Origin of the sequence: Sphingomonas oligoaromativorans, from assembly GCF_011762195.1 — a bacterium.
GTDB lineage: Bacteria > Pseudomonadota > Alphaproteobacteria > Sphingomonadales > Sphingomonadaceae > Solisphingomonas > Solisphingomonas oligoaromativorans.
In genome coordinates, this window is sequence record NZ_JAASQK010000004.1 from 270,718 (window position 1) to 290,686 (window position 19,969).

The window sequence follows — 19,969 nt, forward strand, 5'->3', positions numbered from 1 at the left end:
CGGAAGCGTAATGAGACGCCAGCCTCCCCGGCCGGGTTATCCGATCTCGGCCGCCAGCTTGTCGAACAGATCGGGGACATGCGTGAGCCGGCTGTGCTCCTCGCCCAGAATGGCACGGAATATGTCCCGTTTCAGGCCAGCTATCGCGCCGGGGGGCAGCGAGCGGCCGGCCGGAAGCGTGGAGGCGACGATGTCGATCATCCGGTCCGCTCCGTGGAGGCGGCCCCAAAGATAGTCGTTCTCGCGATAGACCCGACTGAAGAAGGCGCCGAAGCTGTTGAACTGGATGCCCTTGAGGCTCGCTTCCGCGCCGCCCTCACGGATGGCGCGGGCGTCCTCTGGCGAGATGCGGTCCACCTTGATCGGATCGAACTCGTCGAGCCCTTCGTCCTGGAGCAGCGGCAGCATAGCGATGTCGTAGAAGGGGAAGCCCAGATAGGCGTAGAGCATCACCCGCCGCTCCGCCTTGGGCAGCGCGGTGAAGGCCTGGGCCAGCCGCTCGTCGGCGCTTCGGTCAAGCGTGGCCAGGTCGCGCGTCTGGGCGAGCCATTCGAGCGCGGCCTCGGGCTGGCCGACCACGATGCGGGCGGCGGCGCGGGCGGCCTCGTCGTAGAAATCGTCGCTCTGCCGCGCGAGATAGGGGGCGAGGGCGTCGAACAGGCCTTCGCGCATGGTCTGGGCGGCCTGGCGGGGGACTTCGCCATGCTGCTCCATCGCCTCGATCCGCCGCGCGAGGAAGCGCAGCCGCCTCACCCGGAAGCGGATATCGTGCTGGCGGAAGAACAGCACGACCGATTCGGCGACCCGCCCGCCGATCAGCGAATGCGGCGCGCGCAGGCCCCTGGCGACGATGTGTTCCGCGATGGCGTCGCGATAGCTGTCCAGCGAGGCGGCGGCCGGCCCGGCGAGCGAGTGGAGGAGGACCGCCAGTTCCTCGTTCACCGTCGTGAGCTTGAGATGGCCGTAGGAGGCATAGGCATAGCCCGCGCCCTTGCCGGCCCGGTCATGCGCCTTGGCGCGCCAGGCGAGCAGGCGGGGCGGCGTCGGCGAATCGAGGAAGAAGGTGGAGCCGAGGGCATCCTCGATCGTGGCCTCCACCTCGGGGCGGATCGCATCGGTGATCTCGCGCATCCGGTTGATGCGGGCAGAGCGGCCCTCGATCGCCTCCAGATTGTCGCGGATCGGCTGCTCGCGCGGAATGTCGGACATCGCGCCGAAGATCGTCTGGAAGAAGCCGGGCTGGCTCACCGCGCCGGGGGTGTTCATCCGCATGATCCGGTTGCCGGGGTGCGGATCGACATAGACGAAGCGCCGGTCGATCTCGCGCCGCGCCGGGCGGTTGCGGAGTGCGTCGACGGCGGGGCGGAAGGGCGCGTTGGCGAGCACCGAGCCATCGATCAGCGCCGCCGAATCGATCCGCCCGGCCGCCGCCTGCCGGGGGAGCGAGCGGGTGAGGAAGGCGTCGCGCGTCGGCCAGTCGCGCCCGCGCTCGGCGAGCACGCCGTCCAGCTCGGCGACCGTGAAGGGCGGGAAGGCGCCCGGAAAGCTCGCGGTCGCCCGCGCGGCGAAGGCGAGTTCCGCCGGATCGCCCAGCCCCGGCCCGCCGTCCGCCCCGGAACGCCCGCGATCGCAGAAGGCGAGCGTCAGGCGATGCTCGGTCTCCACCACCTCGTCCGGCGAATGGAGATGCAGCCGCTCGGGATGGCCGTGGAAATCGGTGACGGTGACGAACAGGTCCAGCGGCTGGCCCTCTGGCAGGAGCGGCGGGCCGGCCGGGCGCGCCTCCATGGCGTCGAGCGCATCGAGGATCACGCCCGTGAAGCCGGCGCCTCCGAACGGCGGCTCGAACCAGCGCCCCCGCACGAAGCTGGCGAGCTTGGCCTTCACCTCGTTGCGCGCGGCGGGCTCGACCGTCTCCTCCAGCCCCGTCTCGCGGCCGGCCAGCGCCCAGGCGATCGGCGTCGCCCACATCTTGGAGAGTCGCGATCCGGGCCGCGCCTCGGGATCGACGAGCTGCTCCACATCGGCCTTTTCGAGCCACAGGCTGGTGAGCGGCTCCAGCGACTGGCCGCTGCTGATCGCCTGCGCGAGGAAGATGCCGTTGAGCCCGCCCGCGCTGGCGCCCGCGATGATGTCGACGAGGATACGGAGCCGGATTTCCGCCTCGCCCTCGATCAGCGCGAGCAGGCGGCGATAGACCTCTTCGCTGGCGCCCTCGGCGGTTTCCCCGGCCGAGAAGGCGCGGCTGGCGCGGGCGAGGTGCCAGATCTCCTTCGTGATGCCGTGCATATACACGGCAAGGCTGATGCCGCCGTAGCAGACCAGCGCCAGCCTCAGTTCCTTCTCCCTCATTGCGGCGGATGGTCGCATGGCGGCCAGGCCCCCGCAAGAGCGACCTGCGGCTGTTGCGATGTTGGAAAGCGCGGGCTATGTTCCCGCTTCGTTCGAGGGCGGGAGCATCATGGCCAAGCCAGCCAAGCGTTATGTCTGTCAGGCCTGTGGGGGCGTTTCCCATCGCTGGCAGGGCCAGTGCGCCGATTGCGCGGAGTGGAACACGCTGGTCGAGGAGGTGCAGGCCGCGCCCACCGCGTTTGCGGCGAAGCATGACCTCAGGCGCGGCGGCCGGATGCTGGAGCTGGTCGGGCTGGACGCGGACATCGTGCTGCCGGAGCGGACGAAGACGGGCATCGGCGAGCTGGACCGGGCGCTTGGCGGCGGCCTCGTGCCGGGCTCGGCGACGCTGATCGGCGGCGATCCGGGGATCGGCAAGTCGACCTTGCTCATCCAGGCGGCGGCGAAGCTGGCCGAGGAGGGGCTGTCGGTCGCCTATATCTCGGGCGAGGAGGCGGCCGATCAGGTGCGGCTGCGCGCGCGGCGGCTGGGGCTGGGCAATGCGCCGGTGAAGCTCGGCGCGGCGACCTCGGTGCGCGATATCCTCGCGACGCTGGATGGCGGGCGGCCGCCGGCGCTGCTCGTGATCGATTCGATCCAGACGATGCATTCGGACATGATCGAGGGCGCGCCCGGCACGGTGAGCCAGGTTCGCGCCTCGTCGCAGGAACTGATCCGCTATGCCAAGGAGACGGGCGCGGCGCTGATCCTCGTCGGCCATGTCACCAAGGACGGCGCGATCGCCGGCCCCCGCGTGCTGGAGCATATGGTCGACACGGTGCTGAGCTTCGAAGGCGAGCGCAGCCATCAATATCGCATCCTTCGCCCGATCAAGAACCGCTTCGGCGGCACCGACGAGATCGGCGTCTTCTCGATGGCCGAGACGGGGCTGGGCGAGGTGCTGAACCCGTCCTCGCTGTTCCTGACCCAGCGCGACGAGGGCGTGGCGGGCGCGGTGGTGTTCCCGGCGCTGGAGGGCACGCGGCCGCTGCTGATCGAGATACAGGCGCTGACGGTGCGGCTGGCTTCGGGCGCGACGCCGCGGCGGGCGGTGGTCGGCTGGGATTCGGGGCGGCTCGCCATGATCCTCGCCGTGCTGGAGGCGCGATGCGGCCTCAGCTTCTCCTCGGCGGAAGTCTATCTGAATGTGGCGGGCGGCTATCGCGTCACCGATCCGGCGGCGGATGTCGCGGTGGCGGCGGCGCTCGTCTCGGCGCTGGCGGAGCGGCCGGTGCCGGCCGATGCCGTGGCGTTCGGCGAAGTGTCATTGTCGGGCGAGATCAGGCCCGTCGCGCATGGTGGCATCCGGCTCAAGGAGGCGGCGAAGCTCGGTTTCGAGCGGGCGCTGATGCCTTCGGCGGGCGCAGGCGAGGTGACGGGAATCAAGGCCAGCCACTTCCCGTCGCTGGGCAGGCTCGTTGACCATCTGCTGGGGCGTGGCTAGGCGCGCTTCATGCACTCGCTGACCCTGCTCGACATCATCGTCATCCTGTTCGTCGGCGGCGGCGCGCTGCTCGGCGTGATGCGCGGCTTCGTGATGGAGGTGCTGTCGCTGTTCGCCTGGGTGGCGGCGGTGATCGCGCTCAAGCTGTTCTACACGCCGGCCTCGCTGTTCCTCGGCGCGCATCTGCACACCAAGGCCGGGGCCTCGCTGCTCGCCTTCGTGCTGCTGTTCGCGATCGTCTTCTTCGTCGGCCGGATGCTGGCGGCACGGATCGGGCGGAGCACGCGCACCTCCGTGCTGGGGCCGATCGACCGGACGCTGGGCCTCGGCTTCGGCGCGGTGAAGGGGCTGATCGGCGTGACGTTGCTCTTCATGCTGGGCAATCTCGTCTACGATCTGGGCTATGGCGGCGCGGCGCAGCGGCCCGAGTGGGTGCGCGAGGCGCGGAGCATTTCGCTGCTCCAGGCCAGCCGCCACGCGATCGACGATCTCGTCGCCAGGCGGCGGGGCGATCATCCGGTGGACAATATGGCCGAATCGGTCGATCGTTGAGCGATCCGGCACCGGAGGGGCGCATGGCGACATCCGCATTCCAGAAGATCAGGGCCGGCCTTGAGGACGCTATCGCTTATGCGAAGGGCGATGCGAGCCGGGGGCGGGTGGCCTCTCATGCTGATGGCGGGCGGGCCGAAGCCACCGAAACGCGTCGGGCGTCCGCCGGAACGCTCCGTCCGTCCGCCGATTGACGTGGTTGCTTGAGGCCGCCTCGACGCGGCCGGAATGCTGCCCTATCTCGGGGGCATGTCGGCCGCGCTCTACAATTCCACCATCCTGCGGCTTGCCGCATCGATCCCGCATGACGAGCGGCTGTCCGCGGCGGAAGGCTCCTCCAGCCGCCGCTCGCCGATCTGCGGCAGCCGCGTGACGGTGGACGTGACGCTCGATGCCGGGGACCGTATCGCATCGCTGGGGCAGGAGGTGCGGGCCTGCGCGCTGGGGCAGGCTTCGGCCTCGCTGATGGGCGCGCACGCCATCGGCCGCTCGATCGACGAGCTGGAGGCGGCGCGCGATGCGCTCACCGCCTTCCTCGCTGGAGAGCGGGACGATCCGGGCGACTGGCCGGGGCTGGAGATATTCGGCCCCGCGCGGGCTTATCCGGCGCGCCACCCTTCGATCCGGCTGGCCTTCGAGGCGGTGGCCGAAGCCGCCGCGCTCGCGGCCGCCAGGCGCCGGGATGCCGCCGCGTGACGACGGGCGTTCCAGCAGACAATCTGCTCCGCGACGGCGTCATCATGCTGGGCGCGGCCTTGCCGGCGGTGCTGCTGTTCCGCCGCTTCGGCCTCGGCGCCGTGCTGGGCTATCTCCTCGCCGGCGTGCTGATCGGGCCGCAGGTGCTGAATGTCGTGGGCGACGCCGACGGCAAGATGGGTTTCGCCGAGATCGGCATCACGCTGCTGCTCTTCCTCGTCGGGCTGGAGCTCAATCCCCGCCGGCTGTGGGATCTGCGGCGCGAGATCTTCGGCATGGGCCTCGCGCAGGTGGTGCTTGCCGGGCTGACGGTGACGGCGGTGGTCTATGCCTTCACCGGCTTCACGCCCGCCGCCGCGCTGGCGCTGGGCCTGCCGCTGGCGCTGTCGTCGACGGCGCAGGTGTTGCCATTGTTGCGCTCCGCCGGGCGATTGCACACCAGGTTCGGCGAGCGCGCCTTCTCGATTCTGCTGTTCCAGGATCTGTCGATCGTGCCGCTCATCACCGTGATCGCTGCGCTCTCCCGCGCGCCGGCGGACGCCAACGCCCCGCCGGGCTGGCTGCTCGGGCTCTATACGATCGGCGCGATCATCCTGCTGGTGCTGGCGGGGCGCTTCATCCTGAGCCCGGCGCTCAAGCTGATCGGGCGGCTGGGCGAGCGGGAGATGTTCGTCGCCTCGGGCCTGTTCACGGTGCTGGCGGCCTCGGCGCTGATGGAGGCGCTGCATCTGTCCACCGCGCTCGGCGCCTTCGTGGCGGGCGTGATGCTGGCCGATTCGCCCTATCGCCACGAGCTGGAGGCGGACGTCGAGCCGTTCCGTTCGATCCTGCTCGGCCTGTTCTTCCTGACGGTCGGCATGTTGCTCGATCTGTCGGCGATCGCGACGCGGCCGCTGTTCGTGATCGGGCTCGCGGCGGCGTTGATCCTGGTCAAGACGCTGGTGCTCTACGGCATCGCGCGGATCGCGCGGATGGAGCGGAGATCGGCCTTCGCGCTCGGCCTGCTGCTGAGCCAGGGGGGCGAATTCGGCTTCGTGCTGTTCGGGCAGGCGCAGACGGCGCTGCTCATCAAGCCGGAGGCGGCGAGCCTGTTCTCCGCCGTGGTCACGCTGTCGATGGCGACGACGCCGTTCCTGATGTCGCTGGCGCGGCGCTTCGGTGGCGAGGAAGCGGGCGCCAAGCTGCGCGGCCTCGCGGGGCCGGAGGAGGCAGAACAGGCGGCCGCCATCGTCGTCGGCCATGGCCGCTTCGGGCAGACGGTGGCGCAGATGCTGCTGGCGCACGGCATGTCGCTCACCATCGTCGATCTCGACACCGAGATCATCGACATCGGCGACCGGCTCCACATCAAGATCTATTATGGCGACGGCACCCGCACCGAGCTGTTGCGGCAGGCGGGCGCGGAAGAGGCCAGGCTGATCTGCTTCTGCATCGATGGGGAGCAGCCGGACGCCGATACGCTGAGGACGATCCAGAAGGCTTTCCCCCACGCCAAGTTGTTCGTGCGCCTGTTCGACCGGCGACACGATCTGGCGCTGCGCGGGATCGAGATGGCCGGTGCCGTGCGCGAAGTGCATGAGAGCGCGGTCAGCATGGGGCGGCAGGTGCTCGAAACGCTCGGCGTCGAGGAGGCCGAGATGGATCGCATCGAGGAGGATTATCGCGAGCGCGACCGGCGGCGGCTCGATGCCCAGCATGAGGAGGGGGATATCCGCTCCGCGCGGGCGATGGCGCTGATGCACCGTCCGGGGCAGCTCGGCGTGAGCCTCGACGAGGATGAAGGGACGGCGATGTGAGGGCGCGCGATCCGCTGGCCCTGCTCGCGGCGCTGTCCGGCGGGCTGGCGGTGATCGCCGGGGCCTTCGGCGCGCACGGGGCGCATGGCGTCGCGGCCGAGTGGCTCAAGACGGGTTCGCATTACCAGCTCGTCCATGCCGTCGCCGCGCTGGTGGCCGCCGGACGGCCGCTCGGGCGCGGGGCGGGCTGGTGCTTCGTCGGCGGCGGCGCGCTGTTCGCGGGGACGCTCTATGCCATGGCGCTGGGCGGGCCGCTCTGGTTCGGGGCGATCACGCCGCTGGGCGGGCTGGCGATGATCGTCGGGTGGGGGATGCTCGCCGTGGGGGCCTGGCGCCGGGGCTGAGGCTCAGCCCCGCGCACGCTCCGCGTCGAGGAAGGCGGCGGCGTCCGCCAGGTCGACATGCTTGTCGAGGAACGTCCGCCCGATCCCGCGCGCGAGGAGGAAGGGGAGGCGATTGCCCTCCATCTTCTTGTCGTGGAGCATGTGCGCGACCAGCGCCTCGCCCGAGGCATCGACACCGGCGGCCTTGAGCGTCGTCGGCAGACCGGCGGCCGCGAGGTGGCGGGAGACGCGATCCGCATCCTCCATGGGGCACAGCCCCCGTGCGGCGGAGAAGCGGAAGGCCAGCGCCATGCCGCACGCCACGCCCTCGCCGTGGAGCAGGCGATCGGAGAAGCCGGTCTCGGCCTCCAGCGCATGACCGAAGGTGTGGCCGAGATTGAGGAGCGCGCGGACGCCCGCCGTCTCGCGCTCGTCCGCCTCGACGATGCGGGCCTTGGCGGCGATCGAGGTGGCGATGGCATGGACCCGCGCCGCGCCGTCTCCGGCCAGCAGGGCCGCGCCGTTCGCCTCGCACCAATCGAAGAAGGCCGGATCGTCGATCAGGCCATATTTCACGACCTCGGCATAGCCGGCGGCGCGCTCGCGGGGGGGCAAGGTGTCGAGCGTGTCGGGGTCGATCAGCACATGAGCGGGCTGATGAAAGGCGCCGATCAGGTTCTTGCCGGCGCGCGTGTTGATCGCGGTCTTGCCGCCGACCGACGAATCGACCTGCGCCAGCAGCGTCGTCGGCACCTGCACGAAGCCGCAGCCGCGCTTCAGGATCGAGCAGGCGAAGCCGACCAGATCGCCGATCACCCCGCCGCCGAGCGCGATCACCTTGTCCGATCGCTCGACGCCCAGTTCCAGCAGGCGATCGGTCAGCGTTTCGAGGTTCGCCCAGCTCTTGGTCGATTCGCCGGCGGGGAGGATGATCGGCTCCACCGTGATGCCGGAGGCCTCCAGCGAGGCAGTGAGGCGCGGAAGGTGCAGCGCCGCGACATGCGCGTCCGTCACCACCACGAAGCGCCCGCGCGGCGCGTAGCGGGCGAGGCGCGTGCCGGCATCCTCCAGCGCGCCCGGCGCGATCGCCACCTCGTAGCTGCGATCGGCCAGCGAGACGGGAACGATCGTCGTCATTCGGAAAGCACCTTCAGGATCGCCTCGACCGTCGCCTCGTGCGGCAGCGGCTCGGAACGGACATGGATGGGGGCGAGCGCGTAGACCGGGTTCCGCACCGCGGCCAGCTCGGTCAGTATCTCGCGCGGATCGCGGCCCTGGAGCAGCGGCCGGTCGTCGCGCCGGCCGACGCGCTCGACCAGCACGTCGATATCGGCGTCGAGCCAGATCGCGGTCGAGCGCTCCAGGATCAGCTTGCGCGTCTTCTCGTTCATGAAGGCGCCGCCGCCGGTCGCCACCACCTTGGGGCGGCCATCGATCAGGCGGGCGATCACGCGGCGTTCGCCGTCACGGAAGCCCTCTTCACCGAATCGGGCGAAGATGTCCGAAATCTTGAGGCCGGCGGCGGCCTCGATCTCGCGATCCGCATCGACGAAAGGTAAATGCAGCCGCGCCGCGAGCCGCCGCCCGACGGTCGACTTTCCCACGCCCATCAGCCCGACGAGCACGATCGGCCGTCGCATCGCGAGGTGTCGGGCGGTGGATCGTGGCGAGGGCGGGCTTTGCGGCATGGGGCTGGGGCTATACACAGGGGTGAGGGATCGGGCAAAAGCGCGCTCCTTCGTATGGTCCTTGTTTTTCTTTTTGCCTGGGAAGCAGCATGTCGCGTGGCAGCATCATCCTGATTGTCGTCCTCCTCGCCCTGGTGGCGGGCCTCGTCTGGCTGTCGCATCGATCGGTGGCCGTGACGCCCCACCATATCGAGAAGGTGGTGACGCTGAACGGCGCCGATGCCTCGCACTAAGGCGGCGATCGGCCTGCTGGCCGGCGTCGCGATACTGGCCGTCGCGATCCCGGCCTTCGGGCAGCAATCGCCGCAATCCATCCTGCCGCCCGGTTTCGGCACGCCTGCGAAGGCGCCGCCTCCGCCGCCGGCCGCGCCCGCTCCGGCTCCCGTCGTGGCACCTCCGCCGCCGTCCGCCCCGGCCGAGCCGGGCAATGCGGCCGCCGCCTCCCTGCCGGACAACGGCCTCGACGAAGCGGCCAACGCCGCGATCGAGGGCGACGCCTCCAATGCCGCCGCGCAGGCCGCCGCCGCGCTGCGCAAGCAGGATATCCCCGAATTCGCCCGTCGCTCGACCGAGCATGTCGGCTTCCTGCGCCCCGAGGTGACGGGCGTTCCGGCCGATGGCTTCGGCAATACGGCGGGCCGCTATCTCACCACGCTGATGGCGCGGCTGGACGCGCCGGTCGCCTCGCGGTGGGTGTCGATGCTGCTGCGGCGCGTGCTGACCACCGACATCCAGACGCCGGGCGGCGTCGATCCCTCCGACTGGGTGGCCGAGCGCGTGCTGCTGCTCACCCGCATGGGCGAGGCGGATGCGGCGCGGCTGCTCGTCCAGCGCGTCGATCCCGACAAGGCGACGCCGCGCCTGTATGAGGCGATCCTCGAAGCGGCGATGGCGTCGGCCGATCCGGCGGCGCTCTGCCCGGTGGCGGATGTCGCCGATACGAAGAGCAAGACCCCCACCTGGCCGCTGGCGCGGGCTATGTGCGCCGGCCTCTCGGGCGAGGCGGGCACCGCCAGCGCGCTGGTCGATCGCGCCCGCTCGCTGCCGCACGCGGCGCAGGGCATCGACCTGCTGCTCGCCGAGCGGATCGTCGGCGCCGGCCCCAACGGCAAGCGCGCGACCGATATCCAGTGGTCCGGCGTCAACGAGCTGACGAGCTGGCGCTTCGGCCTCGCGAGCGCGGCGGGGCTCGCCATCCCGGATACGCTGTTCGACAACGGCAATCTCGCCATGCAGGCGTGGCGTGCCCGCGCGCCGATGCTGCCGGCGCAGAGCCGCCTCGGCGCGGAGAAGATCGCGGCGACGCTGGGCGTGATGTCGTCGGCCGATCTGGTCGACTTCCTCTCGGCGCAGGCCGAAGCCGGCGATCCCTATGCCATGGACCAGACGCCGGCCGGCCGGCTGCGCTCGGCCTATGTCGCGCAGGACGAATCGGATCGGGTGGCGGCGCTGCGCGCGCTCTGGGCCGATCCCGAGGGCGAGCGCGACCAATATGCCTCGCGCATCCTGACGGCGCGGGCCTCGGCGCGGATCACGCCTTCGTCGGACTACGGCGCGGATGCGTCGGCGCTGCTGGCGTCGATGCTGTCGGCCGGCCTCGATACGCAGGCCGCGCGCTGGACGGGCGTGGTGCGGAGCCTGTCCGGCACGTCCGGCGACGAGGCCTGGGCGCTGCTGGCGGTCGGCGCGCCGCGCTTGCAGGTGGAGATCGATTCCGATCGCATCGCGAAGTTCGGCGACGGCGGGCGCGGCTCGGCCAGGTTGCGCGCGCAGTTCCTGTTCGCCAGCCTCGCAGGGCTGGGCCGCATCGCCCCGCGCGACGTCGACAGGCTTGGGCAGCGCCTCGACGTGCCGCTCGGGGTGCAGAACGAGTGGACCCGCGCGATCGACGCGGCGGCGGCCAAGCGCGAGCCCGCGCTGACGGCGCTGCTGGCGGCGGTGGGGATGCAGACGACCGACTGGACGCAGGTCTCGCCGGTGTTCCTCTATCACATCATCGCGGGGCTCCGGGCGGTGGGCTATGAGCCGGAGGCGCGGATGATCGCGGCCGAGGCGCTGAGCCGGACATGAGGCCCGGCGCCGCCTTCGCCGCCGGCGAGGATGCGCGCGCCATCGAACGCTTCCTGGAGGCGATGGCGGCGGAGGCGGGGGCGTCCCGCAACACGCTGCTGGCTTATGGGACGGACCTGCGCGGCGCCTCGGCGCTGCTGGAGGGGCGGCTGGCGGCGGCGGACGACGATGCGCTCGCGACGCTGGGCGAGGCGTGGGCTGCGCTCGCCCACGCCACGATCGCGCGGAAGGCGGCGGCGCTGCGGCGCTTCTTCGCCTTTCTGGTGGAGGATGGCGCGCGGGAGGACGATCCCTCCGCCGCGCTCCCGCGCGGGCAGGTGCGGCGGCCGCTGCCGAAGATACTCGGCCATGCGGAGGTGGATCGCCTGTTCGAGGCGCTCGCCGCGCGGACCGGTGAGGGCGCGAGCCGCGCCGATCTCCGCCTCGCCGCGCTGATCGAGCTTCTCTATGGTTCGGGCCTGCGCGCGACGGAGCTGGTCTCGCTGCCGCGTGCGGCGATTCGGGTTGGGCAGCCTTTCCTCATTCTCAAGGGGAAGGGCGGGCGCGAGCGGCTGGCGCCGATCTCGGATCGCGCGCTGGCGGCGGTCGAGCGCTGGCGGGTGGAGGTGCCGGCGGGGCAGCCTTGGCTGTTTCCGTCGGGGAAATCGCATCTCAGCCGGATGCGGCTCTATCAACTGGTGCGCGCGCTGGGCGGCGAGGCGGGTATCCCGCCCGAGCGGATCAGCCCGCATGTCCTGCGCCATGCCTTCGCCACGCACCTGCTGGAAGGCGGCGCCGATCTGCGCGCGTTACAGGCGATGCTGGGCCATGCCGATATCGCCACGACGCAGATCTACACCCATGTCGACAGCCGCCGGCTGGTCGAGCTGGTCAACGCGCGGCATCCGCTTGCCGAGCGCGTCCAAGTTGACGGCGCGAACACAGCGCCTTAACCGCCGACGCATGATGTTTCTCGACTTCGAAAAGCCGATCGCCGAACTGCGCGCCCGTGTCGCCGAGCTGCGGGAGACGGCCGACGCCGGTTCGCTCGATATCGAGCAGGAAATCTCGAAGCTGGAGGCCAAGGCCGACCGGATGCTCCGGGAGACCTATGCGAAGCTGACGCCGTGGCAGAAGACGCAGGTCGCCCGCCACCCGCAGCGCCCGCATCTCAAGGATTATATCGCCGGCATGGTCGACGATTTCATGTCGCTCGCCGGCGATCGCGCCTTCGCCGACGATCAGGCGATCATCGGCGGGCTCGGCCGGATCGACGGCCGCCGGGTGATGGTGATCGGCCACGAGAAGGGCGACGATACCGCCAGCCGCCTCCGCCACAATTTCGGCATGGCCAAGCCGGAGGGCTATCGCAAGGCGATCCGCCTGATGGAGATGGCCGATCGCTTCGGCATTCCGGTGGTGACGCTGGTCGATACGTCCGGCGCCTTCCCCGGCGTGCAGGCCGAGGAGCGCGGTCAGGCGGAAGCGATCGCGCGTTCGACCGAGACCTGCCTCGAACTGGGCGTGCCGCTGGTCGCCGCGATCGTGGGCGAGGGCGGCTCGGGCGGCGCGGTCGCGCTGGCGGCGGCCAATCGCGTGCTGATGTTCGAGCACGCCGTCTATTCGGTGATCTCGCCCGAAGGCTGCGCCTCGATCCTGTGGCGCACGGCGGAGAAGGCGCCCGATGCGGCCGATGCGATGAAGGTGACCGCGCAGGATCTCCAGAAGCTCGGCGTGGTGGACCGGATCGTGCCGGAGCCGGTGGGCGGCGCGCACCGTGGTCGGGACGAGGCGATTGGATCGCTGAAGCACGCGCTGGGCGAGGAGCTGGACCAGCTCACGCCGCTGGGGGACAAGGAATTGCGCCGCCGCCGTCGGGACAAGTTCCTGGCGATCGGCTGACGGTGCTGGCGGTAGCGACGCTGTCGCTTCCCGAATTGCAGGCAAAGAAAAAGGGCCGGCGGGATTGTCCCACCGGCCCTTTCTCATGTTTGGGAATTACTGACCGAGGTTGTCGGAGACGTTGTTGAACGTCTTGGTCAGCTTGCTGCCCACCGAGCTCATCGCGGTGATCGCGGCGACGGCGATCAGGGCGGCGATCAGGCCGTACTCGATCGCGGTCGCGCCCTTGTTGTTCTTCAGAAACTTGCGCATGGGATTTCCTCCGTCCAGTCCGAAACACTTCCCGGCTTCCCCCCTTTGAGGAGGTTGCAGGGCCGCTTCTAAGCGCGGTGGAGTTGCCAAATGTTTAATCCGGGCGGGATGGATTTCCGCTTCGGCTCATCCGGCGTCGTTGACCTGGGTAGCCACATGATTGAGCATACCGATGGCTTTCGAAGCGAAAAGCTGCACGCCGCCCATGATGGCGAGCACGATCAAAGCGCAGATGAGGCCGTATTCGATCGCGGTGGCGCCGCGCTGGTCAGACGTGAGCTTCCCGATTATGCGCACGTTGATCCCCTGTCGCGGCTTTTGCTCCAGCTTCACCTATTCTTCGGATATTAAGGAAGATTTACGCGGATGAACGCGAGTTCGAACGGTAACGGCCTGCTGCTCGTCGCGGCGGCGGCTCTGGTGGACGGCGATGGACGGGTGCTGGTGCAGCAGCGCAACTCCGGCGCGCTCAAGGGGCTGTGGGAGTTTCCGGGCGGCAAGATCGAGCCGGGCGAGACGCCGGCCGTCGCCCTGATCCGTGAACTGCGCGAGGAGCTGGGCATCGATGTCGAAGCCGCCTGCCTCGCGCCGGCGGCCTTCGCCAGCGAGCCTCTGGGGGAGCGTCACCTGCTCCTGCTGCTGCATGTCTGCCGCAAGTGGAAGGGTGTGCCCCAGCCGATCGAGGCGGCTGGCCTGCGCTGGGTGCGCCCCATCGAGCTTCATGCCTTGCCGATGCCGGAGCCGGACAAGCCCCTGATCGGCCTGCTCGAAGCGCTGGTCTAGTCCGGCTTGCTCTTGAGCGCGGTGGCAAGGGAGGCGACCGCGCTGCCGCGCCGCGCCGGACGAGGCTGCGATTCGTCGGGCGCCCAGCCGATCAGATAGACGATCTCGAACGTCTCGGAGACGCGGCCGTCGATATCCGCCTGGCCGAGAAAGGCTCCATGCGCCGCCGCCGCCTGCATCCGCCCCAGCCGGGGCCGGTCGCCGGACAGCACGCCGCCCTGCGCCCCGAAGCGGAGATCGGCCAGCAGCCCGTCGAGGCTGCGATAGCGGGCCTCCAGCGCCTCGCCGTCGGCAACGGGGAGGGCAAAGCCCGCGCGGGCAAGAAGATCGCCGGCCGAACGCACGTCCACCTGCGGATGGATGCGCGGCGCGACGCCCACGTCACCGGCAAGATCGGCCTGAAGCATCGCCGCGCGCAGGCGCGGGAGGCTGCCTGCACCGGCGAAGCCCGCCATGAACAGGCCGTCCGGCTTCAGCGCGCGGCGCGCGAGCACCAGCGCGCCCGGCAGATCGTTCACGCTGTCGAGCACGCCCGCGGACATCACCAGATCGAAAGCCCCGTCGGCGAAGGGCAGGCGATCCTCGTCGCACTGGACGCCGCCCGTCGCCCGCGCGGCCGAGAAGCTCGCATCGGCACAGACCACCCACATGCCCTGCGCCCTCAGCGCGGCCGCGATCTGGTCGTCCGCCACGCCCAGCACCAGCGCGCGGGTGAAGCTGCGCTCGACCAGATCGAGCCGTCCCAGCAACTCCTCGGCGATATGCGCGGTGAGGAAGCCGTGCTGCTGGAAGCGCGCCATGGCCCGATCCCGCCGGATGCGGCGGCGGCGGCGGTCGAACGGTTCGGGCGCGGGCTGACTGGAACTCATGGCGGGGCTTGTGCCGTCATGCGCGTCGGGGAACAAGAGGCCTATGGCTGTCGCCGTCGCGCTTCATGTGCTTCGCTCGCTCCGCTCGGCGGGGTTGGACTTTGCCTTGCCGCCGCGCTGTCCGGGCTGCGGCGCGATCGTCGACGGCGATCATCGGTTTTGCGTGACGTGCTGGCAGTCGCTGGAGTTTCTCGGCTCGCCGAACTGCATCCGCTGCGCCGTCCCCCTGCCGCACGACATCGGGCCGGACGCGACCTGCGCCGCGTGCGATCGCGATCCGCCGGTCTTCGATCGGGCCGCCGCGGCGGTGGCCTATGGGGAGGTGGCGCGCACGGTCGCGCTGCGCCTGAAATATGGGCGGCGGCCGGGTGTCGCGCGGACGATGGCGGGGCAGATGGCCCGGCTGCTCGGCGATCTCCCGCCGGGTGCCTGTGTGGGGGCGGTGCCGCTCCATCGCTGGCGGCTGTGGAAGCGTGGCTATAATCAGGCGCTGCTGATCGCGCGGGGCGTCGCGGAAGAGGCTGGGCTCGATTGCGTGCCGGACCTGATCGAGCGGACCCGCGCGACGCCGACCCTGCGTGGGCTGGGCACGCGGGAGCGGCGGCAGGCGGTGCGGGATGCTTTCCGCGTGCCCGCACGTCACCGTCAGGCCCTCGACGGCCGGATCGTGCTGCTCGTGGACGATGTGTTCACCAGCGGCGCCACGGCGGAAGCCTGCGCCCGCGCGTTGAAGGAGGCGGGGGCTCGCGAAGTGCGCCTGCTCTGCTGGGCGCGCGTGCTGCGCGAGGAGGGCGCGGCCCGTTGACATTCCGGCGCGCAATCCACAGTTCCGCGTCAAACTGGAAAAGGTCCGTTCGGATGGCGAAGATCGAAGTCTATACGAAGATGGGTTGCCCTTATTGCACGCGCGCGCGCCGGCTGCTCGAAGCCAAGGGCGTGGCGTATGAGGATATCGACATCACGATGGGCGGCCCGAAGCGCAAGGAAATGCTGGAGCGCGCGCCGCATCATACGACCGTGCCGTCCATCTTCATCAACGGTCGCCATATCGGCGGCTCGGACGATCTCGCGGCGCTGGAAGCGCGCGGCGCGCTCGACGAGCTTCTCGCGGCCTGATCCGGGCGATGCGCGTCGCCGTCCTCCAGATGCGGAGCGGGATCGATCCCGCCGCCAATGCCCGCGCGCTGGTCGCGGGGCTGGAGGAGGCGGCCGCGGGCGGTGCCGCGATCGCCTTCACGCCCGAGATGACGGGGCTGCTGGATCGCGATCGCAAGCGCGCGGCCTTGTCGATCGTCGGCGAGGAGGCGGACGCCGTGCTGGCCGCCGCGCGCGAGACGGCCTCGCGGCTCGGATTGTGGGTTCAGCTCGGCTCGCTGGCCCTGCGGCCGGGGGGCGAGGAGGGGCGCTATGTCAATCGCGGCTTCCTGATCGACCCGGCGGGCGCCATCCGTGCCCGCTACGACAAGCTCCATCTCTTCGACGTGGACCTGCCGAGCGGCGAGAGCTGGCGCGAATCCGCCGCCTATGCGCCGGGGGCGGGCGCGGTGGTGGCCGAAACGCCGGTCGGGCGGCTGGGCCTCAGCATCTGTTACGACATGCGCTTCCCGGATCTCTATCGCGCGCTGAGCGATGCGGGCGCCGAGATATTGTCGGTGCCCGCCGCCTTCACGGTGCCGACCGGGCGGGCGCATTGGCACATCCTGCTCCGCGCCCGCGCGATCGAGGCGGGGTGCTTCGTGGTCGCCGCCGCGCAGGCGGGGACGCACGAGGACGGCCGCTCCACCTACGGTCATTCGCTGGTCGTCGATCCGTGGGGCGAGGTGTTGCTCGACATGGGCGAGGAACCCGGCGTCGGCTTCGCCGAGATCGATCGGGCGCGGCTCGAGGATGTGCGGGCGCGCATCCCGGCGCTGCGCCACCGGCGGCCGATCCCGGCCGTGGAGCGTGCCGGATGATCGTGTTCGATCTCAACTGCGGCGTCGGCCATGTGTTCGAGGCGTGGTTCGGCAGCCAGGACGATTATGACGGCCAGCGCGAGCGCGGGCTCGTATTCTGCCCGGTATGCGGTGACGGAGAGGTTTCCAAGGCCCCGATGGCGCCCCGCATCTCCACGGGCGAGGGGAGGCCTCAGGCCGATCCCCAGGCGATGATGCGGGCGCTGATGGCGGCGCAGGCGAAGCTGCTGTCCGGCTCGGAAGATGTCGGTGGCCGATTCGCGGAGGAAGCGCGGGCGATCCACCTCGGCGATGCGGAAGAGCGGCTGATCCACGGCCGCGCCACGCCGACCGAGGCGCGGATGCTGGTGGAGGAAGGCGTGCCGGTGGCGCCGCTGCCATTTCCGGTCCGCGATCGCACGCGGGACAATTGACCCGGAGCCCTCCCACATCTAACCCTCCGCGCCGTGGCTCCATAGCTCAGCAGGATAGAGCGACGGTTTCCTAAACCGCAGGTCGGGGGTTCGAATCCCTCTGGGGCCACCAAGCTTCCACCGGCCGTCAGCCGAATATCGGCAACACCCTCGTGACGAGCGTGGCGGCCCGGCTGCGTGCGGCCCCCTTTGCGATCTCCCCGATGCCATCCGAGACATCATCGCTCGCTGAGGGTTGCTCGAATCATATGTTACATCATAACATGACAAGAGGAAGTGGCCCCTTCATCCGGGCGGGCGAGCAAGCGAGCGGGAATGAAGGGGCAACGGGCGCGAGGCAGGGAACTCGGTTCCGGCACAGGATGCCGGTTCGCGTTCCTGTGCGCGCTTCTGCTGGCTCTGCTGGGGCAGAGCATCGTCACCCAGTCTCACATCCACGACCGGGATATGAGCAGCCCGGCGGCCCGGCAGGGACCCCGGATTTCCCCGAGCAGACTACCGGCGCCTGCGCCCGCGGATTGTCCGCTTTGCAGGGAAAGCGCGCAGGCGGGACATTATCTGAGTCCGTCCACGTTCCAGCTTGCTCCGGTTGCGAGGGCCTTCCCGCCGTGCGGCGTTCCATCGCTGACGCGGATCATCTGCCGGCTTCACGGTTTCGGATGGCGAAGCCGGGCTCCGCCCACCCCGCTCCACGACTGACAAAGAGAAGAAGAGGCGGTGCTCGCGCCGCTGCCCCCGGTTTCGGGGCCGAGCCCGCGCGCCCGCCGCCAAGGTCATGGAGTTATTTGAAATGCGATCCGTTTTTCTGTTCGGTGCGGCATCCGCTGCGCTGATGCCCGCCGTCGCGCTGGCGGACGATCTCGCTGGCGACAATGCCGACCAGCGCCAGATCATCGTGACGGCGTCGCCGATCACGTCGGCGCAGGATGAGACACCCTCGATCGTCGCCAAGATCGATCGCGGCCAGATCCTGGCCAATGGCGGCGCGAGCATCGCGGATTCGCTGGCCGACATTCCCGGCATTTCGGCGACGAGCTTCGCCTCGGGGGCGAGCCGCCCGATCATCCGCGGCATGGATGCGACCCGTGTCCGTATTCTCGAAGATGGCACCAGCAGCTCCGACGTATCGGATATCGGCCCCGATCACGGCATCCCGATCGATCCGCTTTCGGCCCAGAGCATCGAGGTGGTGCGTGGGGCCGGCACGTTGCGCTACGGCAGCCAGGCGATCGGCGGTGTCGTCAACGTGCTGAACAATCGCGTGCCGACGGGCCTGCCCGACAAGCCGATCTCCGCCGAGATGACGGGCAGCTATGACAGCGTTTCCGACACGGGGGAGGGCTCGCTGCTCGCCGATGGCAAGGTGGGCGATGCGATCGCCGTCCATGTCGACGGCTTCTATCGCCATGCCGGAGACTATGACACGCCGGATGGGACGCAGCAGAATAGCTGGTTCCATGGCTATGGCGAAACCGTGGGCGGCTCCTATTTCTTCGGCCCCGGCAAGGGCAGCCATGTCGGCGCGGCGATCATGCAATATGACGCCCAATACGGCATCCCCAGCGACACCACCCACATCGACATGCACCAGACGAAGGTGCTGACCCGCAACTCGTTCGATCTCGGGACGGGCCTGTTCCGCACGCTGAATGTCGACGGCAGCTATGCGAAATATCATCATAGCGAAGTGGAGCCGGACGGCACCGTCGACACCACCTTCCGCAACAAGGAATATGACGGCCATGCGGAGCTGCTGATGGGGCCGATCGGCTTCATCCGCAATTCGGCGCTGGGCGTGGAGATTCAGCATCGCGACTTCTCCGCGATCGGCGAAGACAGCAGCTATCTCTTCCCGACCGTGACCGAGAGCCAGGCAGGTTATATCTTCACCGAAACGCCCGTCACCTCGACGCTGCGCGTGCAGGCGAGCGGCCGTGTCGAGCATGTGAGCGTGAAGGGGACGCCGGCGTCGGATATCCGCACCAAGGTGGATTATACGCCGGTCAGCGGTGCGGTCGGGGCGCTGCTCGACGTGGGGAAGATCGCGAAGCTGGGCCTCACCTTTTCGAGCACGGGCCGCGCGCCGGCGCAGACCGAGTTGTTCGCGCGAGGCGGGCATGACGGACCCGATACGTTCGAAACCGGCGACCCCACTCTGAAGATCGAGCGGGCCAATTCGCTGGAGGCGACCTTGCGCCTCAACGGGGGCGGATTCCGCTTCGAGGGCAGCGTCTACAGCACCTGGTTCCATAACTATATCTACGGCGATCTGACCGGGCGCACCTGTGACGATGATGGCGCGTGCGTCGAAGGGGATGGCGAAGAGCTGCGGGAACTCAACTACCGCCAGCAGGACGCGCATTTCCGGGGGGCGGAAGCGCAAGCTTCCTATCAGCTTCTCAAGACCGCATCGGGGGCCACGCTCGATGTGAAGGCGTTGGGCGATTATGTACGCGCCACGCTCGATGACGGCGGCAATGTGCCGCGCATCCCGCCCTATCGTGCCGGAGGGGGCCTGTCGTGGCGGAGCGATCCCCTCGATGCCGGCTTCATGCTCATCCATGTCGGCCGGCAAGGCAGGTTCGGGGCCTTCGACACGCCGACGCCGGGCTATAACGAGCTGAATGCGCAGATCGCCCTCCGTCCCTTCCGGGAGCATCGGGGCGTGGAGCTGGCGCTGGTCGGCCGCAACCTGACCAACGATACGCAGCGGAACGCCGCCGCGCTCAACAAGGACGAGGTTCTGCTTCCGGGTCGCAACATCCGGCTGGTCCTGAAGGTCGCCCTGTAAACATGATCCGTGGCGGCCGCGCTGGACGGCCGCCACGCCCGCTCTTCATGGACGAACCTATGAGG

At 69.7% G+C, this 19,969-nt stretch carries 21 protein-coding genes and 1 tRNA gene; 16 read left to right on the forward strand and 6 right to left on the reverse strand.

Annotated features, from left to right (window positions below; translation table 11 throughout):
* Positions 1–36: 36 nt before the first annotated feature.
* Entirely contained in the window at positions 37–2,352 is a 2,316-nt protein-coding gene (locus tag FHS98_RS09920; protein WP_167103740.1) for a patatin-like protein, read from the reverse strand.
* A 109-nt stretch (positions 2,353–2,461) separates the two neighbouring features.
* On the opposite strand from FHS98_RS09920, the gene radA reads away from it, so the two are divergent.
* From radA to FHS98_RS09945, 5 genes are all read left to right on the forward strand, one after another.
* On the forward strand, positions 2,462–3,835 hold the full coding sequence (gene radA, locus FHS98_RS09925; protein ID WP_167103744.1) for a DNA repair protein RadA: 1,374 nt from the start codon (positions 2,462–2,464) through the stop codon (positions 3,833–3,835).
* A 9-nt stretch (positions 3,836–3,844) separates the two neighbouring features.
* Positions 3,845–4,387, forward strand: a complete 543-nt coding sequence (locus FHS98_RS09930) for a CvpA family protein (RefSeq protein ID WP_208402171.1) — start codon at positions 3,845–3,847, stop codon at positions 4,385–4,387.
* 228 nt (positions 4,388–4,615) lie between these two features.
* The gene (locus FHS98_RS09935) at positions 4,616–5,083 is read left to right on the forward strand and encodes an iron-sulfur cluster assembly scaffold protein (RefSeq protein WP_167103747.1); all 468 of its coding nucleotides are present in this window, start codon (positions 4,616–4,618) and stop codon (positions 5,081–5,083) included.
* Positions 5,084–5,127: 44 nt separating this feature from the next.
* Positions 5,128–6,879: a cation:proton antiporter domain-containing protein gene (locus FHS98_RS09940; protein ID WP_167104236.1), complete on the forward strand. Its 1,752-nt coding sequence runs from the start codon at positions 5,128–5,130 to the stop codon at positions 6,877–6,879.
* The gene (locus tag FHS98_RS09945) at positions 6,876–7,223 is read left to right on the forward strand and encodes a DUF423 domain-containing protein (RefSeq protein ID WP_167103750.1); all 348 of its coding nucleotides are present in this window, start codon (positions 6,876–6,878) and stop codon (positions 7,221–7,223) included. The genes FHS98_RS09940 and FHS98_RS09945 overlap by 4 nt, the downstream gene beginning before the upstream one ends.
* A 3-nt stretch (positions 7,224–7,226) precedes the next feature.
* On the opposite strand, the gene aroB is transcribed toward FHS98_RS09945, so the two are convergent.
* Together aroB and FHS98_RS09955 are read right to left on the reverse strand one after the other, a co-directional pair.
* Positions 7,227–8,339, reverse strand: a complete 1,113-nt coding sequence (aroB, locus tag FHS98_RS09950; RefSeq protein WP_167103755.1) for a 3-dehydroquinate synthase — start codon at positions 8,337–8,339, stop codon at positions 7,227–7,229.
* Positions 8,336–8,890 carry a shikimate kinase gene (locus FHS98_RS09955; RefSeq protein WP_167103756.1) on the reverse strand — a complete coding sequence of 185 codons (555 nt, stop codon included), beginning with the start codon at positions 8,888–8,890 and terminating at the stop codon, positions 8,336–8,338. The genes aroB and FHS98_RS09955 overlap by 4 nt, the downstream gene beginning before the upstream one ends.
* Positions 8,891–8,979: 89 nt before the next feature.
* On the opposite strand from FHS98_RS09955, the gene FHS98_RS09960 reads away from it, so the two are divergent.
* From FHS98_RS09960 to FHS98_RS09975, 4 genes are read left to right on the forward strand one after another with little or no spacing between them, the layout of a single operon-like run.
* Positions 8,980–9,123, forward strand: a complete 144-nt coding sequence (locus FHS98_RS09960; protein ID WP_167103759.1) for a hypothetical protein — start codon at positions 8,980–8,982, stop codon at positions 9,121–9,123.
* On the forward strand, positions 9,110–10,960 hold the full coding sequence (locus FHS98_RS09965) for a hypothetical protein (protein WP_167103762.1): 1,851 nt from the start codon (positions 9,110–9,112) through the stop codon (positions 10,958–10,960). The genes FHS98_RS09960 and FHS98_RS09965 overlap by 14 nt, the downstream gene beginning before the upstream one ends.
* On the forward strand, positions 10,957–11,892 hold the full coding sequence (locus FHS98_RS09970) for a tyrosine-type recombinase/integrase (RefSeq protein WP_167103765.1): 936 nt from the start codon (positions 10,957–10,959) through the stop codon (positions 11,890–11,892). Before FHS98_RS09965 ends, FHS98_RS09970 begins: the two co-directional genes overlap by 4 nt.
* Before the next feature lie 10 nt (positions 11,893–11,902).
* The gene (locus FHS98_RS09975; RefSeq protein WP_167103769.1) at positions 11,903–12,841 is read left to right on the forward strand and encodes an acetyl-CoA carboxylase carboxyltransferase subunit alpha; all 939 of its coding nucleotides are present in this window, start codon (positions 11,903–11,905) and stop codon (positions 12,839–12,841) included.
* Positions 12,842–12,937: 96 nt separating this feature from the next.
* On the opposite strand, the gene FHS98_RS09980 is transcribed toward FHS98_RS09975, so the two are convergent.
* Together FHS98_RS09980 and FHS98_RS09985 are read right to left on the reverse strand one after the other, a co-directional pair.
* Positions 12,938–13,093: a Flp family type IVb pilin gene (locus FHS98_RS09980; RefSeq protein WP_167103772.1), complete on the reverse strand. Its 156-nt coding sequence runs from the start codon at positions 13,091–13,093 to the stop codon at positions 12,938–12,940.
* Positions 13,094–13,219: 126 nt separating this feature from the next.
* Positions 13,220–13,426, reverse strand: a complete 207-nt coding sequence (locus FHS98_RS09985; RefSeq protein ID WP_341786048.1) for a Flp family type IVb pilin — start codon at positions 13,424–13,426, stop codon at positions 13,220–13,222.
* A gap of 33 nt (positions 13,427–13,459) precedes the next feature.
* On the opposite strand from FHS98_RS09985, the gene FHS98_RS09990 reads away from it, so the two are divergent.
* Positions 13,460–13,876, forward strand: a complete 417-nt coding sequence (locus tag FHS98_RS09990) for a (deoxy)nucleoside triphosphate pyrophosphohydrolase (RefSeq protein WP_167103775.1) — start codon at positions 13,460–13,462, stop codon at positions 13,874–13,876.
* Here the strand turns inward: FHS98_RS09990 and FHS98_RS09995 are convergent.
* Positions 13,873–14,745, reverse strand: a complete 873-nt coding sequence (locus FHS98_RS09995; RefSeq protein ID WP_167103778.1) for a methyltransferase domain-containing protein — start codon at positions 14,743–14,745, stop codon at positions 13,873–13,875. The genes FHS98_RS09990 and FHS98_RS09995 overlap by 4 nt on opposite strands.
* A gap of 43 nt (positions 14,746–14,788) precedes the next feature.
* Here FHS98_RS09995 and FHS98_RS10000 point away from each other — a divergent pair, with 43 nt between their 5' ends.
* From FHS98_RS10000 to FHS98_RS10025, 6 genes are all read left to right on the forward strand, one after another.
* Positions 14,789–15,550 carry a ComF family protein gene (locus FHS98_RS10000; RefSeq protein WP_167103780.1) on the forward strand — a complete coding sequence of 254 codons (762 nt, stop codon included), beginning with the start codon at positions 14,789–14,791 and terminating at the stop codon, positions 15,548–15,550.
* 53 nt (positions 15,551–15,603) lie between these two features.
* Entirely contained in the window at positions 15,604–15,861 is a 258-nt protein-coding gene (grxC, locus tag FHS98_RS10005; RefSeq protein ID WP_167103782.1) for a glutaredoxin 3, read from the forward strand.
* Positions 15,862–15,869: 8 nt separating this feature from the next.
* Entirely contained in the window at positions 15,870–16,700 is an 831-nt protein-coding gene (locus FHS98_RS10010) for a carbon-nitrogen hydrolase family protein (RefSeq protein WP_167103783.1), read from the forward strand.
* Positions 16,697–17,113 (forward strand): DUF1178 family protein, encoded by a 417-nt coding sequence (locus FHS98_RS10015; protein WP_167103785.1) that lies wholly within the window; start codon positions 16,697–16,699, stop codon positions 17,111–17,113. The genes FHS98_RS10010 and FHS98_RS10015 overlap by 4 nt, the downstream gene beginning before the upstream one ends.
* Before the next feature lie 35 nt (positions 17,114–17,148).
* Positions 17,149–17,225 (forward strand) — tRNA-Arg (locus FHS98_RS10020).
* A gap of 678 nt (positions 17,226–17,903) precedes the next feature.
* The gene (locus tag FHS98_RS10025; protein ID WP_167103787.1) at positions 17,904–19,904 is read left to right on the forward strand and encodes a TonB-dependent receptor; all 2,001 of its coding nucleotides are present in this window, start codon (positions 17,904–17,906) and stop codon (positions 19,902–19,904) included.
* Positions 19,905–19,969 lie beyond the last annotated feature (65 nt).